Annotated in this window: 17 protein-coding genes; 11 read left to right on the top strand and 6 right to left on the bottom strand. The window is 45.8% G+C overall.

Going from position 1 to position 16782, the window contains the following annotated elements:
• The first annotated feature begins 21 nt into the window (after nt 1–21).
• Entirely contained in the window at nt 22–1371 is a 1350-nt protein-coding gene (locus tag D0C36_RS07925; RefSeq protein WP_117391001.1) for a Gfo/Idh/MocA family protein, read from the top strand.
• 251 nt (nt 1372–1622) lie between these two features.
• Entirely contained in the window at nt 1623–3545 is a 1923-nt protein-coding gene (nagB, locus tag D0C36_RS07920; RefSeq protein WP_117391000.1) for a glucosamine-6-phosphate deaminase, read from the top strand.
• A 281-nt stretch (nt 3546–3826) separates the two neighbouring features.
• Here nagB and D0C36_RS07915 read toward each other — a convergent pair whose 3' ends face one another.
• Both D0C36_RS07915 and D0C36_RS07910 read right to left on the bottom strand, forming a co-directional pair.
• Nucleotides 3827–4201, bottom strand: coding sequence for a DUF779 domain-containing protein (locus tag D0C36_RS07915; protein ID WP_117391401.1), 375 nt, complete (start codon nt 4199–4201; stop codon nt 3827–3829).
• A gap of 102 nt (nt 4202–4303) precedes the next feature.
• Nucleotides 4304–5806: an aldehyde dehydrogenase family protein gene (locus tag D0C36_RS07910; RefSeq protein ID WP_117390999.1), complete on the bottom strand. Its 1503-nt coding sequence runs from the start codon at nt 5804–5806 to the stop codon at nt 4304–4306.
• 160 nt (nt 5807–5966) lie between these two features.
• Between D0C36_RS07910 and D0C36_RS07905 the strand changes: the two genes are divergently transcribed.
• The 4 genes from D0C36_RS07905 to D0C36_RS07895 all read left to right on the top strand — a co-directional run bounded on the left by D0C36_RS07905 (nt 5967) and on the right by D0C36_RS07895 (nt 8695).
• Nucleotides 5967–6884 (top strand): AraC family transcriptional regulator, encoded by a 918-nt coding sequence (locus tag D0C36_RS07905; RefSeq protein ID WP_117390998.1) that lies wholly within the window; start codon nt 5967–5969, stop codon nt 6882–6884.
• 6 nt (nt 6885–6890) lie between these two features.
• Nucleotides 6891–7031 carry a hypothetical protein gene (locus tag D0C36_RS24505; protein ID WP_158557090.1) on the top strand — a complete coding sequence of 47 codons (141 nt, stop codon included), beginning with the start codon at nt 6891–6893 and terminating at the stop codon, nt 7029–7031.
• 19 nt (nt 7032–7050) lie between these two features.
• Nucleotides 7051–7902 (top strand): helix-turn-helix domain-containing protein, encoded by an 852-nt coding sequence (locus D0C36_RS07900; RefSeq protein WP_117390997.1) that lies wholly within the window; start codon nt 7051–7053, stop codon nt 7900–7902.
• Between the two features lie 76 nt (nt 7903–7978).
• Nucleotides 7979–8695: an SIP domain-containing protein gene (locus tag D0C36_RS07895; protein WP_158557089.1), complete on the top strand. Its 717-nt coding sequence runs from the start codon at nt 7979–7981 to the stop codon at nt 8693–8695.
• 168 nt (nt 8696–8863) lie between these two features.
• On the opposite strand, the gene D0C36_RS07890 is transcribed toward D0C36_RS07895, so the two are convergent.
• Nucleotides 8864–9334 carry a hypothetical protein gene (locus D0C36_RS07890; RefSeq protein ID WP_117390995.1) on the bottom strand — a complete coding sequence of 157 codons (471 nt, stop codon included), beginning with the start codon at nt 9332–9334 and terminating at the stop codon, nt 8864–8866.
• A 74-nt stretch (nt 9335–9408) separates the two neighbouring features.
• Here D0C36_RS07890 and D0C36_RS07885 point away from each other — a divergent pair, with 74 nt between their 5' ends.
• Nucleotides 9409–10173: a DUF72 domain-containing protein gene (locus tag D0C36_RS07885; protein WP_117391400.1), complete on the top strand. Its 765-nt coding sequence runs from the start codon at nt 9409–9411 to the stop codon at nt 10171–10173.
• A gap of 199 nt (nt 10174–10372) precedes the next feature.
• On the top strand, nt 10373–11059 hold the full coding sequence (locus D0C36_RS07880) for a hypothetical protein (protein WP_147321957.1): 687 nt from the start codon (nt 10373–10375) through the stop codon (nt 11057–11059).
• A gap of 56 nt (nt 11060–11115) precedes the next feature.
• Here D0C36_RS07880 and D0C36_RS07875 read toward each other — a convergent pair whose 3' ends face one another.
• On the bottom strand, nt 11116–12252 hold the full coding sequence (locus D0C36_RS07875) for a serine hydrolase domain-containing protein (protein WP_233524446.1): 1137 nt from the start codon (nt 12250–12252) through the stop codon (nt 11116–11118).
• Nucleotides 12253–12307: 55 nt separating this feature from the next.
• Between D0C36_RS07875 and D0C36_RS07870 the strand changes: the two genes are divergently transcribed.
• Together D0C36_RS07870 and D0C36_RS07865 are read left to right on the top strand one after the other, a co-directional pair.
• Complete coding sequence (locus tag D0C36_RS07870) at nt 12308–12520, top strand: helix-hairpin-helix domain-containing protein (protein ID WP_117390992.1); 213 nt, start codon at nt 12308–12310, stop codon at nt 12518–12520.
• An 11-nt stretch (nt 12521–12531) separates the two neighbouring features.
• Nucleotides 12532–12756 carry a DUF4287 domain-containing protein gene (locus D0C36_RS07865; protein WP_117390991.1) on the top strand — a complete coding sequence of 75 codons (225 nt, stop codon included), beginning with the start codon at nt 12532–12534 and terminating at the stop codon, nt 12754–12756.
• On the opposite strand, the gene D0C36_RS07860 is transcribed toward D0C36_RS07865, so the two are convergent.
• On the bottom strand, nt 12757–13743 hold the full coding sequence (locus tag D0C36_RS07860; protein WP_117390990.1) for a hypothetical protein: 987 nt from the start codon (nt 13741–13743) through the stop codon (nt 12757–12759). It lies immediately after the preceding gene.
• An 85-nt stretch (nt 13744–13828) separates the two neighbouring features.
• Here D0C36_RS07860 and D0C36_RS07855 point away from each other — a divergent pair, with 85 nt between their 5' ends.
• Complete coding sequence (locus tag D0C36_RS07855) at nt 13829–14287, top strand: hypothetical protein (RefSeq protein ID WP_147321956.1); 459 nt, start codon at nt 13829–13831, stop codon at nt 14285–14287.
• 3 nt (nt 14288–14290) lie between these two features.
• On the opposite strand, the gene D0C36_RS07850 is transcribed toward D0C36_RS07855, so the two are convergent.
• Complete coding sequence (locus D0C36_RS07850) at nt 14291–16726, bottom strand: AsmA family protein (protein WP_117390988.1); 2436 nt, start codon at nt 16724–16726, stop codon at nt 14291–14293.
• Between the last annotated feature and the right edge of the window lie 56 nt (nt 16727–16782).

Below are 16782 nucleotides of genomic sequence, written 5' to 3'. Positions count from 1 at the left end.
CAATCAATAAACGTGAAAATTATGGATCGCAGAGAATTTGTTAAGAACACCGCTGTAGGAATTGCAGGATTAACCATTTTGCCCTCGGGGTTGTTATTTGCAAAAAATGCAGATAAGGTAAAGCTGGGTTACATTGGCGTAGGCCTGCGTGGCCGTAACCACATCAGCGAAGGTTTGCTTCGCGATGATGTAGAGATCGTAGCCATTTGCGACATACAGGAAAGCTCGCTTAAATTTTGCCGCGAGCAGTTTGTAAAAGCAAAAAAGAAACTGCCAACCGAGTACACCGGCGGCCTTGATGCTTACAAAAAACTACTGGCCCGTAAAGATATTGATGGTGTTATTATAGCCACCCCGTGGCAGTTTCACAAAGAGCAGGCGATTGATGCCATGCGCGCCGGCAAATATGTAGGCTGCGAGGTTATTGCAGGTATCTCGGTTGAGGATCACTGGGATATTCTTAAAGTACACGAAGAAACCAAAGTGCCTTACATGACACTGGAGAACGTTTGTTACCGCCGCGATGTAATGGCCGTTTTAAATATGGTACGCCAGAACCTGTTTGGCGAACTGGTACACTGCGAAGGCGGCTACCAGCATGACCTGCGCGGTATTTTGTTAAACGATGGTAAAAGCTTTTACGGTAAAGGCGGCGAGTTTGGCCCCAACACCATGGGCGAATCGCAGTGGCGTACCCAGTGGAATATCGACCGCGACGGCGATATTTACCCAACGCATGGTGCCGGCCCGGTAATGCATTACCTGGATATTAACGCCGGTAACCGTTTCACTAACCTGGTATCATTCTCAAGCAAATCGGTTGGTTTAAATCATTATATCGATCAGGTATCACCGGGCAACAAGAACGCTAAGATCAAATTCAAAAACGGCGACGTTACCACTACCATGATCAATTGTGCAAACGGCGAGACCGTAATGCTGAGTCATGATGTGCACTTGCCACGCCCATACTCGTTAGGTTTCCGCGTGCAGGGTACTGATGGTATCTGGATGGATGTTGCCAACTCTATCTACATCGAAGGAAAATCTGCCAAAGAGGACGTTTGGGACAAAGCTGATGCATGGCTGGAAAAATATGACCACCCGCTTTGGAAAAAGAACGAACATCTGGCAGAAGGTGCCGGCCACGGTGGTATGGACTGGTTTGTGTTTAACGCCTTTGTAATAGCTATTAAACAGCGCAAACAAACCCCAATTGATGTTTACGACTCATTAACCATGAGCGTTATCACCCCGCTTTCAGAAAAATCGCTTAAAGAAGGCAATGCCCCTCAGGAATTCCCAGACTTTACAAAAGGCAAGTGGAAAGAGCGCAAAAATACCTTCGCTTTAGACGATAGCGGATTCTAAAACTATTTGATGAGGAAGAGAAATCATTGCCGTCGGCTTTAGCCGACGGTTTAAAAGAATACCTTTCGAGGCTTCAGCCCAATCAAAGCAGTATTTCGGCTAAAGCCGGATGTCTTTCATTTAATATTCCGTTGACTAAAGTCAACGGCAACGAAACAAAATAACCAACTACACTAACCCTGCCCCAAGAGGCAGGGTTTGATGTGGTATGGGATAACTATGCCCCAACCAACCCCATAATTTATACGAAAATGCTACTCAATTTATTAGAAGAAACCCGTTACGAGAAAGTACCGGTCAAGATCTACGATAACGACAGCGAAGCCAGTTTTGATGTGGCCAAACGCATTGCCGCCATCATCAAACAAAAGCAAGCCGAAGGCAAACAGGCGGTTTTAGGCCTGGCTACAGGTGTATCGCCCATAAAGGTTTATAAAGAGCTGATAAGGTTGCACAAAGAGGAAGGGCTGAGCTTTAAGAATGTGGTCACCTTTAACCTGGATGAGTATTACCCCATGCAGCCCGATGCCGAGCAGAGCTACGTGCGTTTTATGAAGGAGCAACTGTTTAACCATGTAGACATTGATATGGCTAACGTGAACATCCCGGATGGTACATTGGCCGAGCAGGATATTGCAGCCTTTTGCCTGGCTTATGAGCAAAAGATAAACAGCTATGGCGGTATTGACGTGCAGGTTTTGGGTATAGGCCGTACCGGTCACATCGGTTTTAATGAACCGGGCTCGGCGCCAAACTCGGGCACGCGGTTGGTTACTCTGAATGACCTAACCCGCCGCGATGCTTCAAAAGATTTTGGTGGTAAAGAGAACGTGCCTACAAAGGCTATCACCATGGGTATTGGTACCATATTTAAAGCACGCGAAATTATCCTGTTGGGATGGAGCGGTAAAAAAGCATCCATCATCAAAAAGGCTGTTGAGGGCAACATCTCGCCTGATGTACCGGCTACGTACCTGCAAACTTCAGATAACGTAGAGTTTGTTATCGATCAGGCTGCATCTGTCGATCTGACCCGTTTTGACTTGCCATGGCTGGTTAAGGATTGTGTTTGGGATGATGTGCTGATCAAAAAAGCGGTGGTATGGTTAGCCAAAACGCTGAACAAGCCGATCCTTAAACTCACCGAATCTGACTATAACAACAACGGTATGGCACAATTGGCTACCGAGTTTGGGCCGGTTTATAATATCAACATCAGCATATTCAACAACATACAGCATACCATTACCGGCTGGCCGGGCGGTAAGTTTGGTGCCGATGACAGTCAGCGCCCCGAGCGTGCGGAGCCAAAAGTGAAACGTTCTATTGTATTCTCGCCGCATCCTGATGATGATGTGATCTCGATGGGTGGTACATTCATTCGCCTGGCCGATCAGGGGCATGAAGTGCATGTGGCCTACCAAACATCGGGTAATACCGCCGTTTGGGATGATGAGATGCTGCGCTACGTTGAGTTTGCTATGGACTTTGCCCGCTCGCAGTCGCAGGATGCCGCCTATCTGGATAACCTGTACAAGAGCATGGTAGAGTTTCTGAAGACCAAGCAACCCAACCAAAGCGATACCGAGCCTATCCGCACGGTTAAAGGTTTGATACGCAAAGGAGAGGCCATTGCGAGTGCGCGTTTGGCCGGTCTTGCCGACCAGCGCATCCACTTTATGGACCTGCCGTTCTACGACCGCGGCAAGTTTCAAAAAGAGGTGTCATACGAAGACGATATACAGCAAACCATGCAATTGCTGCGCGATATAAAACCCCACCAGATCTTCACCGCCGGTGACTTTGCCGACCCGCATGGTACGCACAAGGTTTGTTTCGAGATCATCCTTGAAGCTTTTACCCGCCTGCGCAACCTCGGCGAAAGCTGGACAAAAGACTGCTGGATATGGTTGTACCGCGGTGCATGGCACGAGTTCGAGATCCACGAGATAGAAATGGCCGTACCGCTGTCGCCGCAAGAAGTTTACCGCAAACGCATGGCGATATTTAAGCATCAATCTCAAAAAGATGTTCCCGTATTCCCCGGCGATGATGCCCGCGAGTTCTGGGTACGTGCAGAAGAACGCACGCAGGAAACGGCGCGTTTGTATAACCAGCTCGGTTTAGCAGAGTACGAAGCTATTGAGGCTTTTGTGAGGTGGAAGTTTGAGTAAGAAACGTCAAAACCACCATGTCATTTCGAACGACAGAGAGAAATCTTCTGCGCGCAGCACTTATGGTATAGAAGATTTCTCCTTGCTGTAGCTCGTTCGAAATGACCGTTTTTTATAAGAAGGTGTAATTGCGAGTGATAGCGTGGCAATCTTATCGCGGTCATTTAAACGCGACGAGATTGCCACGTCGCTGTCGCTTCTCGCAATGACATAATTTGCAAACAAAAAAAGCCCGGCACTTTCGCGCCGAGGCTTTTACTCAAATTGTAAACCACAAAACTTTATTCTTCCAGGAAGCTCACAGGCTTCAGGTCTTTTAATTCATCATCAGTAAACAGCCGCGAGTCTATCATGAACCGATAGCCCGTGGGTATCTCTATGGAGAAACTGGAACCGCGGCCTTTGGTTATCGTAACCGTTAGCTGGGTATGCTGCCAGTACTCAAACTGGTCTTTGCTCATCCAAAATTCGCAGCCGTCTATCTCGCCAAGCTTCACATCGCTACCGCCGAGCTTAAACTCACCCTTTTCAAAACACATGGGCGAGGAGCCATCGCAGCAGCCGCCGCTCTGGTGAAACATCAGCTCACCAAACCTCAACTTTAATTCTGCAATTAAAGCTGATGCTTCGGGAGATACCAATACTCTTTTTGTCATGCTGATCATTTTTTAACCACAAAGAACACAAAGGCCTTTGTTTATTTCGACATTAAACAAAGGGCTCAACCTTTGCGCTCTTTGTGGCTCACTAAGCTTCTGTTAAAAGAAACCCAGTTTGTTTTTATTGTAAGAGATCAACATGTTTTTTGTTTGACGGTAATGGCCCAGCATCATCTTATGGTTTTCGCGGCCAAAGCCCGATTTTTTATACCCGCCAAATGGAGCATGCGCAGGGTAGGCGTGATAATTGTTCACCCAAACACGACCGGCCTGTATTGCACGCGGTACCTGGTAAACTTCGTGCGCGTCGCGCGTCCACACACCGGCACCTAAACCGTAAAGGGTATCGTTAGCAATCTCAATGGCTTCTTCAACCGTTTTAAAGGTGGTTACGCAGGCAACCGGGCCAAATATCTCTTCCTGAAAAATGCGCATTTTATTATGGCCTTTAAACAGGGTAGGTTGTATGTAGTAGCCGCCGCTTTGGTCGCCATCGAGTTTTTTAGCCTCGCCGCCAACTAACACCTCGGCACCTTCATCACGGCCTATCTTCAGGTACGATTGAATCTTTTCGTACTGGTCGTTTGATGCCTGTGCGCCCATCATGGTGCTATCATCAAGCGGGTCGCCCATTTTAATGGCTTTAACGCGTTCTATCACGCGGGCAATAAATTTATCGTAAATACTCTCCTGTATCAAAATGCGCGATGGGCAGGTACAAACCTCGCCCTGGTTTAAAGCGAATAACACTGCACCTTCGATAGCTTTATCAAAAAACTCATCGTCTGCATCGGCAACAGATTCAAAGAAGATATTTGGCGATTTACCACCCAGCTCCATGGTAACCGGTATAAGGTTCTCTGATGCGTATTGCATGATCAGTCGACCAGTAGTGGTTTCACCGGTGAAAGATACTTTGGCAATGCGCGGCGATGACGCCAGCGGCTTACCGGCCTCGGGGCCAAAACCGGTGATGATGTTCAACACACCTGCAGGCAGGATATCGCCTATCAGCTCCATCAGCACCATAATAGATGTTGGCGTTTGCTCGGCAGGCTTTACCACACAACAGTTACCGGCGGCAAGGGCAGGGGCAATTTTCCAGGTAGCCATCAGCAGCGGGAAATTCCATGGGATGATCTGGCCTACAACGCCCAATGGTTCGTTCAATACAATGCTTACGGTGTATTCATCATGCTCAGATATGCCGCCTTCTTCGGCACGGATAACACCGGCAAAGTAACGGAAGTGATCTATCACCAGCGGCAGGTCGGCGTTTTTGGTTTCGCGGATGGCTTTACCGTTATCAATAACCTCAACCGTGGCCAGGTAATCTAAATTAGCTTCGATGGTATCGGCTATTTTGTTTAGCAGGCCGGCACGGTAAGCGGCAGATGTTTTGCCCCAGCTTTCAAAAGCGACGTGGGCAGCATCAAGAGCAAGTTCTACGTCCTCTTTGGTAGAGCGTGCAGCTTTGGTGAACACCTGGCCATCAACAGGCGAAATGTTGTCAAAATACTCGCCCTTAACCGGCGGAACAAACTTGCCGCCAATAAAATTGTCGTACTTATCCTTAAAGGAAGGTTTTTTGTTGATACTCATTTTTTGATCGGTTTAATTGGAATTGGTAATGCTAAGGTAACGGCGGGTGCGCAAGCTCATTTGCACAATGGTATCAATTGGTAGCACAATAATATCAATCGGTTTGGGTTGTTGTTATTGATGGCAACAATGCCTAATTTGTATTAAATATTCAGCGCCAATGAATAGCCTGGTAAACCCTTTAGGACTTTCTAACCATAAAGAGCTGCGGACACTTGTTGAGAACCGCCGGGCATATACCATGAACCATTGCGAGCTGAATGTTTTTGAAACTTACGAGCGCAGCGAACTGGTACCCCTTACTTTTAGCGATCTGGTAATTACAAGCATGCTGCGCGGCAAAAAGGTGATGCACCTGTTTGATAAGCCCGGCTTTGATTACCTGCCCGGCGAAACGGTGATAGTACCGCCCAATATCACCATGACCATTGATTTCCCCGAGGCTACCGCGCACCAGCCATCGCAGTGTACGGCACTGGCCATTAATCAACAGGAGATAAACAGCACACTTGATTACCTGAACGAACATTTCCCTCGAGCCGATAGGTACAATTGGCAATTGAACTATAACCAGTTCCATTTTTTTAATAATTACGAACTGGCACAACTCATCAATAAGCTCATCCGCATCAGTACCGGCGACGACCTTACCAAAGATGTACTGGCAAGCTTTACACTGAAAGAACTGCTTATCCGTATTATGCAGATGCAGAACCTGCACGAGGTACGCGATAACATGCACGAGCTATCAACCGGCAGCCGTTTTGCATACGTGCTGGAGTATATCAAACTGCACCTTACCGAGAAACTGAATATTGATGCGCTGAGCCAGATGGCGTTTATGAGCAAACCGAGTTTCTTCCGCGCGTTTAAACATGAACTGGGTATTTCGCCGGTTGATTACATCATCAAAGAACGTATCCAACTGGCCAAGCAACTGATGACCAATCCGTACAACAGCATCTCCGAAGCTTGCTTTAAAGCGGGTTTTAATAACCTCAATTACTTTAGCCGCGCGTTTAAGAAAATTGAAGGCATTACCCCAAGTTTTTATAAAGCAGGGTTGGGGAAGGTGTAAGATAAGATGGAAGATGAAGAAGACATAAAAGAACACAAAATTATCTACCCCGATCATTTGATTGAGGGTATTAATGAATCCTTAGCACAGGCAGACGAGGGTAAGTTAACTTTATTTACAAGCGTGAAGGATATGCTTGCAAAGTAACTACATTTGCCTGTATCCCATGAAAGATATCCCTGTTCATCAGCTTAAAGAAAGGGCCAGCACCGGCCTGGAGATGTGGCACTATCAAATAGGCGACATAGGCGGCGATGATAAGCCGATGGATGCTCATCGGGATGACCATTATATTTTTTTCCTAGTAGAGGATGGCTCGGCTTCTTTAATGATAGATTTTACCGAAGTGGTTTTTAGCAAAGGCATGCTCTACTATGTTTTGCCGGGGCAGGTACATCATGGGGTAGGCTATCAAAAAGCAGGCGGCTGGTTCTTAGCGGTTGATACCATGCTGATACCGCCCGATTGCCGTAAGGTATTTGAGGGTAGCCTGGTACTGCAGCAACCACATTTGCTTAATGATGAGCAGATAAAGCAGTGTAGCGGACTGCTTAACCTTTTATACCAGCGATACCTGGACGATGACCAGTTGCCCTTTAATCTTTCGGTAGTGCATTCGCTGCTGCAATCCTTTATAGGTATAATGGCTGGATGTTATACCTGTCCGGAGAACCCGAATGTTCAGATGTCCAGACCAATGGAAATTGTGCAACAGTTTAAACGGCTGCTGGTTGATAATATCTGCTCGGTAAAAAGCCCCTCGGCCTATGCGGGGATGCTTAAAGTATCTGAAAGTTATTTGAACGAGTCGCTGAAGAAGATAACCGGCCTGTCTGTAAGCTATTGGATACTAAACGAAGCCGTATTAGAGGCCAAGCGCTTATTGTACTATAGCCAATTAAATGTAAAAGAGATAGCCCATAAACTGGGTTATGATGATCACACCTATTTCTCGCGCATATTTAAAAAGGCAGAAGGCATCACACCATTGTCATTTCGCGCTACTTACCGTAAATAGTCCAATCATTACCGTGGGTTTGCCCTTGATGAGGGTAAGTTTTGCGTGTTTCTTTGTGTCACTAAACATACCCCACATGGAGACATCAACTTTTTTCAAATTCAAGCAAAAAGCAGGAAACCTGCTCGAGCCACGGTTGCTGCAAACCGGCAAAGTACTGGAAGTGCGCCCGTGGACACCATCAACTTTAATAGAAATTGACCTGCATTTACCCCTTACGGATATGGAACACTGGGAGCAGGTACCCTATATAAAATTCAAAGTAGACCCGCTTACCTACCGCGACTATACCCCATCCGGCTGGGATGCCGAAACCCGTACCTGTACCATTTTTGTTGATGCTTTGCACAACGGCCCGGGCGCTAAATGGGCACGTGGTTTAAAAGCCGGTGATACCGTAGGTTATTTTAAAAAGATAGGTTTTACCCAGCACCAGCCCGATCAAACATCAGCAGTAATTGCCCTGGGCGATGAAAGCAGCGTGGGCCACTTATTAGCCCTGCAAAAAATGGTATTGCCGCATACTCGTTTCTCGGGCGGTATTGTGATAGGTAACGATGAGCACCGCAAGCAGTTCAACGAGTTTTTCTGGACTCCCATTGAACCTGTTGAACGCCGCGATATTTACGGGCACCACAGCCTGATGGAGTGGGTGCTTAAACAAAGCTACAGCCTGGAGAATACGATATTCTATCTAACAGGAAACAACACAATGGTAGGACAGCTGCGTAAATTGCTTAAGCAACAGGGCTATCCATCGTCACAAATTAAAGTGCAGGGCTTTTGGTCTTAATGTTATCAGTGTTATAGCTGACTCACCCGATCTACGCTACGCTCGATCACCCTCTCTTCGCTGCGCGAAAAGAGGGTAAGGAAGAAAAGTTCTTTATCCCCTCTTTACGCTTGCGTAAAGAGGGGGTGACGATCCGCCGCGGCGGAGATGTCGGGGTGAGTAAGCAGTTTATTTTTGCTTAACGTAGGTTTCTGTTATCTCGTGATTGATGTTAAGGCTATCTATCTTCTCAATGCCTTTTTGTATCAGCGTATCGCCTTTAAATTGTACGGTGAAATCAAAATCTTTCCCTTCCCACTCGCGGGCGTTGAGGTAAGCCAGGTGCTCAGTGTATTTACCGTCTTTATAATCATAAGTACCACCGCCTGCTGTGTAGGTAGCATCTTTGCCTTTGCCATGGCTCAGGTCGTGGCGCATAAACGCGAAGTGAGTATCGTTCAATACCTTCAGCATTTCCTGGTTAGGTACAGGGTAATCTTTAACAGTATCGCCTTTGGTAACGGTAATGGCCGATACCAGTTTCCAGGTGCCCACCATCGGCGAAACAGGTTTTTCTTCAACAGCAGAGGTAGTTGCCGGCTTTTGTGTACACGATGCCAGTGCAATGGCCGCAAGCGGCAGTAAGTGCTTTACTTTCATGAGATTGAGGTTTTGTTGATTTAACTGCTAATATAAGTGCAACAATAGCAAATGCAAGAATGTTAAGCTGTTGTATGCAAGATGATTCCCGTCAATTACCGTCAAACTTTTACTCTGGCACCAGCGGACTGGTGCTGCCAGTGCCCAACAAACAGGCTTATCCGCCGCAGTATCAGAATACGTCGCGGTTAACTTATTATGGTTCGCTGTTCAACAGTCTCGAGATCAATAGCTCATTCTATAAGCTGCCCATGTTATCAACCGTAAAGAAATGGGCTAATGAGGTGCCCGATGATTTCAAGTTCACTTATAAGTTGCTGCGCGATATCACTCATAATAAAGAGATGCTTTTTAACCCTGAGGATATTGATCGCTTTATACAGTTAGTAGACGCCACAGGCAATAAGAAGGGTTGTTTGCTGATCCAATTCCCGGGGAGTACGGGCATCAGCACAATTAAACAATTAGAAAAGCTGCTGGTAAACATCGGCAATACCGGATGGGATGTTGCCGTTGAGTTTAGGAATAAGAATTGGTACCACGAGGATGTTTATCGCCTGCTGGATGAGCACAATGCCGCCATGGTGATACAGGACATGCCCAAAGCCATCACCCCGATGATAGATTTCCCTACGGATTTTGTTTACCTGCGTTTCCACGGGCCGAATGGTGGTTATCGTGGTAGTTATTCAGGTGCCGTTCTGCAAGAATATGCGCAAATGATCATTGAGTGGCTTGGCGATGGTAAACGGGTTTACGCCTACTTTAATAACACCGCAGGCGATGCTGTGCATAATCTGATAACGTTGAACGGGATGGTGAGGGAAGCGGGCCTATAATTCACCATGTCATTTCGAACGAGCGGGAGCGAGGAGAAATCTTGTTACTCTGTAAATTTACGAGCCTTGCATAAATAACAGGATTTCTCTCTGTCGTTCGAAATGACAAGAGTATCTACGTAACATCATTTGTTACAATGTCCAATTTAAACCATCTGGCCGCTCACCCCGTCATACCAACAAAAAAATAGAAAAACAGATGAAAAAGATATTTTTAATGTTAGCGTTTGTTGCCGGAACAGCAGTTGTGGCCAACGCTCAAACCAAAGCTCCCAAATCCCCTGATCAGCGTGCACAACACAGAACCGCCGCTTTAACTAAAAAGCTTAACCTTAGTGCCGACCAGTCTGCCAAGGTGAATGCTATCCTGTTGAAACAAGCTTCGCAAATGGACAGCCTGAAAGCAAATAAACCGGCAGATCGTAAAGCAAATTTCGAGGCGCATAAAGCTGTTTTTGCAAATACTGATGCACAGATAAAAGCGGTGTTAAAACCAGATCAACAAACGGCTTATGCCAACCTTAAAACCGAAATGAAAGGTAAAGGCCATGGCCGTCATCATGGTAACAAAACTCCGGATCAGAAAGCACAGCGCTTAACCGGCGTATTAACTAAAAAGTTATCGTTAAATGCAGATCAGTCTGCCAAAGTGAATGCTATTTTATTGCAAAGCGCTACTCAAATGGATAGCCTTAAAGCAAACAACCCGGCTGACCGTGCTGCTAAAAAAGAATCGCGCAAGGCTATTTTGGCCAATGCAGATACACAGCTTAAAGCAGTATTTACAGCAGATCAGCAAAAAACTTATGCCGACCTGAAAGCAAAAATGATAGAAAAGATGAAAGCCAAGAGAGGTGCAAAACAAGCCACTCCAAATGCAGGCTAAAATTTTGATTGATGAATAAGTGAGGGGGTAGGTAGCGCTTGGCTACCTGCCCTTTTTTATTTTAAAGCATCGGCCAGCAAGGTGTTCAACTCTTTATAGCGCTCGCCGCGGCCATCGCTTTTAAAATAGTAGGCTATCAACACTGCGGCATATTGTTTATCATTATTGATAACCGGGTAACTGCCAAACAGGCCCGGGCTGCTGATATTGCCGCCATCCATCACCCATTCGCCAAAGCCATAGCCTATGCCACCGGCCTCTTTGGGTGTGTAAGTAATTTTAACATCGGGCGTTAAGCGGTTTATGTGCATCTGTTTAATGCTTTCTTCGCTAAGGATGCGTTTGCCGTTGGGTGTTACACCTTTGTTCAGTATCATCACCATAAATTTCAAATAATCATTGGCGGTACTTAACGCTCCGCCCGCCGGCAAGGCAACTTTTTTGTGTCCAAAATCGGTGCTGCTCATATTTAGCGGTTGGGCTATGCGCTCCGCAAAAAGCTCTTCAAAGCTTTTACCACTTATTTTTTCGAGGATGGCGCCTGCTATTTGCAAACCCACATTGCTGTAATGGAAAACTTTGCCGGGCGTACCTTCCATTGGCAGGGCAGCTATATCGGTAATGGCATCATCCATAGTGTTGTTGTCTTTTACATCGGCGAGGCTCTCTTTAAGTGGCGGCGCTTTTATCGCTGTGGTGTGCGACAGGCATTGGGCCAGCGTAATATTTCCCTTTCCGGCTTTGCTAAGGGCCGGCAGGAATTTGCCAACGGTATCGGTTAGTTTCAGTTTGCCTTCATCAACAAAGGTCATTACCAGGGCGGCGCTCAGCCACTTGCTGCAACTGGCTATGGGTTGGCGGCTATCGGCATCCAGGTCTGCATTGTCTGCTTCTTTGCCGGTGCGGCGGGCCACAAAGCGGTTCACCATTTTTTGCCTGCGCGACATGTCATTCTCTGCACCCGTGTATACCACTTTGCCCTTGCTGTATACCACCAGTACGGCACGCCCGCCCATCTGTGGGGTGTTAGTTTTTAACCATTCATCAACCTTACTGAAATTATTTTGAGCAAACAGCTTGCCCGCCATTAATACCATCGCTAATAAAAGCCCTGCTTTTTTATACATTGTTGTTGTTTTATGCTGAAAGATACAAAACAGGTCGCGAATGATGATATGGTTGGTCGCTTTCACACCCTAAAAGGTTTTTAATGGTGATGTATCTTTGTTATGTTAAACGAAATAAAAAATGAGCAGTAAGGAAATTTATCCCATCCCAAAAATATCGGCACCTGCAAGCCGGGCTTTGGTAGCTGCGGGTTTGCATACACTTAATGATATTGCAGGCCTCACGCAGAAACAGTTTATGCAGCTGCACGGCATGGGCAAACATGGCCTGCGCATTGTTAAAGAGGCAATGGATTTGGCCGGGCTGCAATTTAAAGATTCATCAAACCAATAACATATACCATCATGTCATACCAAGCGTATTTAAACACCATCAAACAAAAAACAGGAAAAGGCCCTGCCGATTTCAGGACGATGGCCGAAGACAAAGGCTTCACTAAAAACGGTGAACTGGTTGTGAAAGCCGGCGATGTTACCAATTGGCTTAAAGCCGACTTTGGGTTAGGACACGGCCATGCCATGGCTATTTATGCCTTGCTTAAAGGTATTAAGAATGAGGATAGCGAATAATTAAAGCCCCTTTACTTTCATGTCGTAGTGCTTAAGTGCTACGTTTTGATCGGGGAAATCATTATAGGCCGAATAAACAACCTGATCAACGTGTTTTTCAACCCCGGGCAATACTTTGTTTATGCTTTTTCGTATTTCGGCATTCTCGCGTTCCAGCGCGGCCACGTCGCTCAATTTTATTCTGGTAACGTAGCATATATTGGGGAATGTGCCGCCATCAAAAGAGGTGTTGTATACTCTTACAATTTCGGGCTTGCTGCTAACATCATTTAGCGTTATCGGGAAACGGTAAGCTTTATTAACTTCACTGATGACCTGTGTATAAGTTGCATAAAGGTCGGTTTCGGTATTGTATTTCCACCACTTATTAGGGCTTGCGCAGGTTTGTGCAAGCTGCAGATTATTGGCGGCAGCAAACACGTTGTGCGCGGCATACGCTGATTTTGCGGTTTCAAAAAGCTCGGGCGAGGTTTTACCATTTACTTTGTAAAGAGCAACGTCTATGTCTTTTATTTTCCAGCCGTAGTTATAATGGCCGTAAAAAAGGGTTATCATGTATTGATTGGCTTTCTTTACTTTAGGCAGAAACGTGGCTATATATACTTCCTGTGGCTCGCCCCCGTAGATGATCTTGTATGAGTTTTTTCCATCGGCAACAGGTATGGTGTCATGAAGGGCTTCTTTGTTCATGGCATAAAACTCATCTGCCAGTACAAAATTGTCTTTACGCGCGGCAACATAAAGGGTTGAGAATAACTTGTTGCCTAAATTGCCTTCCAGCATTTCGCTGCTTAGATAGTTACTGAAAGATTTATCATCGTTTGCGTTAATGGCTTCAAAAACTGCTTTGTTAAGCTGGCCCATTTCGCTGCGGTGGCCGGCCTCTATCTTCTCGTTTTTCCAGATACCTATTTCGGGGCTGCAACTTTGAAATATAAACAGGGCAATAAGGCTTAATAGCTTAAACAGGTTTAGGGTACTTTTCATGGTACTAATGTAATAAAACGTAATGTGTATTTGCAGCCGCTATCAAACCGAAGTGTAATTTATATCTTTGGCGGTAATGATACCTATGCAAAAAATCTTCAAGTCCGTTTTAGCCGTTTCAGTAATAACCCTGGCAATTGCATGCAGTAGCGAGGAAAAGAAAAAGCCCGCTGCAGATAGCGTAGCCATGGCTAACTCAAATACCGTTCCGGCTACAGCCCCTGCTGAAATGGAAGCTGATACCGGCCACCTGGTAGGTGCCTGGCACGATGAAGCCATTAAATCTGACGATGGCAAGGATATAGCTTACGAGGTTGTAAGCAAAGGCCATAAGGTATACATACAGGCCATCACTTTCACAGGTAAAGAACTCACCCTTAATGATGCGCCACCCATCACCGCATCGGCATCAGAGATACGCAAGGATGGTGATAAATATGTAGGTGTAAATTCGCCAACCGAGATCTACAAAGTAGACAAAACAGGTAACCTGCTTATTTATGATGGCGAAACGCTGGTAGCTATCTGCAAAAAGATATTGTAAGTTCTATTTGCTGGTGTCTTTGTGATTTTTATTCCAGCCTATTTTCATTTTACCGTCTTCTTCGTGGGCGCGTACGTGTACCACAATACCTTTAAAGCGTTTCTTTTTGCGCTCTTCGGGGTCGGTGATCTTAAAATCATCTTTAGGGTTGCGCAGGGGAACGTCAAGTGCAATGTTGGTGCCGCGGTTTAAGCCATAAACGCCTTCCACATCCACGTTCAGCACGCTCGAGCTTATTTCCATCGGTTTAATGGTGATCATGTCGCCGTTAACAATAAAGTGGGCATCCAATACAGGTATCTGAATATTCTTGAGATCGCGGAAGGGGAAGACAAACTTACCTACACCCTGCAACGGCTGGAAGTTGAGCAAGGCCGCATCCCGCATACTAAGGTCGAGGTTGCCTTTTATGGAGTTAGGCACCATATTACCCGCATCAGTTATGCTACCGGTAATGTTGGTTTTGGCTGATAGAAAACCTTTCAGATTCTCAGCGGTAAAATCCTTTAAACCAAAGTTGTTAAAGGCCCGGAAAAACTCGGGCATGTTTACGTGGCTTACTATCGTATTAAGGGCAAAGCGGTTAAGCTTATCGCCCTGCATTACCTTACCATTCATTTTTAACGAACCGCCGGCGTGTTTAACTCCAACATTTTGAATGATAACACCATTCTCGGTAGTCAGCAGGTCGGCATGAGCATCAGTAGCCAGGAAGTTTTTGTAATAAACCTTGTTTACCTGCATGTGCATTTCCGCACGGCCACGTTCTAATACGGTACCAAACTGGTTAACAAAGCTGCCACTGTTACCGCGTTTTTTTGCTGCGGGCGCGCCTTTACGTTCGGCCAGGAATCCCATAAATTCGTTCAGGTACAAAGCCGGACTATGGATTTGCCAGGTAAGCAAGATCTTCTCCGGCGCATCGTAATAAACATTCATGAAATTGTTTACACGGCCTTCCATGGTTACCACGCTGCGGCCACTTTGCAGGCGGATGTTTTTCAGTATAAGATCATCCTTCACGAAGTTTAAGCTAAACGATGTGTTCTTCAGTTTTAGCCCGCGTGGCAGGTAATACAGGTCGGTATTTTTGAGGTTGATAGAGCCATTTATAAATGGCTTATTGATCTCATAATCTACCACATCGGCGCGGTAGCGCAGGTTGATATCGGCGGTGCCGCCACTAAATTTAGCCACGTCATCTTCCAGAAACCAGTTCAGATCTGCCGCCGGGAAACTGGAGCGGAAGTTACCCGTAGCAATAGGCTTATCCAAATTTACCACGCTGCCGGTATCAATGGTAAAAGGAAGGTGGTTATATGTGCCCTTAAAATTGGTGAGTTTGATCACCGAGTTAGCATCGCTCAGTTCCTTGTTTTTAGCGTACCGGTTGGTGAATACCCCATTGAATGAACAGTTCTCGATCACTGCACCGGGCGTGCTGAGTTTGTTATCCTTAACCTTTGCAGTAATATACAGCAGAGGGTCGCCACCACCGCCAAAGCTGCCGTTAATGGCTGCTGTAACGTCAATAGGCTTGTCCAGACTGAACATGTTCAGTGATTTCTGGATGTTTGCCGCCACCAGGTTAGATGCGCTTTTCCAAAGTATCTTGTCGGCTACCAGGTTAATGCTGAAATCTGTGTTCGGTGTTTTGGTATGGAAGGCTGCGTTGATATCAAAAGGATTATCGCCGATGTTTAACGGCGTAACTTTTACGGTGATATCTCCTTTATCCTCGTTATAACCTGTAGAAAAATTACCTGTAAGCCTTTTGTTCTTTATAAAACTGCCTTTAAGCGTATTAAAAGCCATGCTTTTAGCCATCACATCTAAATGGAAATTGGCATGCCAGCCGCTATCGGGATAAACCATGTTACCCTTCAGGTCGTTAATGGCGAATTTGAAAAGCTTATAATCTTTCTGGTTATCAACCGTAAATGTAACATCGTTAAAGCTGAAATTCTGCAGCTGCGTAGGCGAACTGCTTTCTGAGGGGTTATCCTTAACCTTCTTGTTATCCTTCTTAAAAACTGCTGTATTGCTGTAGCCGGTACTATCGGTGTACAGGTCAATATCGGCATTGTTGATAGCAATGTGGTTAATATCTATAGTGCCTTTGAACAGGGCAAGGGTATTTAAAGAGATGTTAAAGCTTTTAGCATTAAGCAGGGTATGTTTATGGCGCTCAAACTGTTTATCGCGTACCAAAACGTTCTGTAAGGTTAACGATACATGCGGCAATCCCTTAAAAAAGTTTGGTTTCATATCGCCGATAACCAGCGTGCCGTCCACGCTCTTGTCCAACTGCTCGTTCACCATTTTAAGCACTTTGGCTTTGTTGAATGATATATACATCGTAGCACCTACGATAAGCAGTACAAACAGGAGTATAACTACCCCAACAACTTTAAGCGATATTTTTAACCATTTTGGCATGCAGCAATTTTTACAGTTAAAGCTTAAAGGTGTGATTTTGTTTGCTTTGTAACGGA

Origin of the sequence: Mucilaginibacter conchicola (assembly GCF_003432115.1) — a bacterium.
Lineage (GTDB): Bacteria > Bacteroidota > Bacteroidia > Sphingobacteriales > Sphingobacteriaceae > Mucilaginibacter > Mucilaginibacter conchicola.
This window is presented reverse-complemented; position numbering and strand designations above follow the sequence as displayed.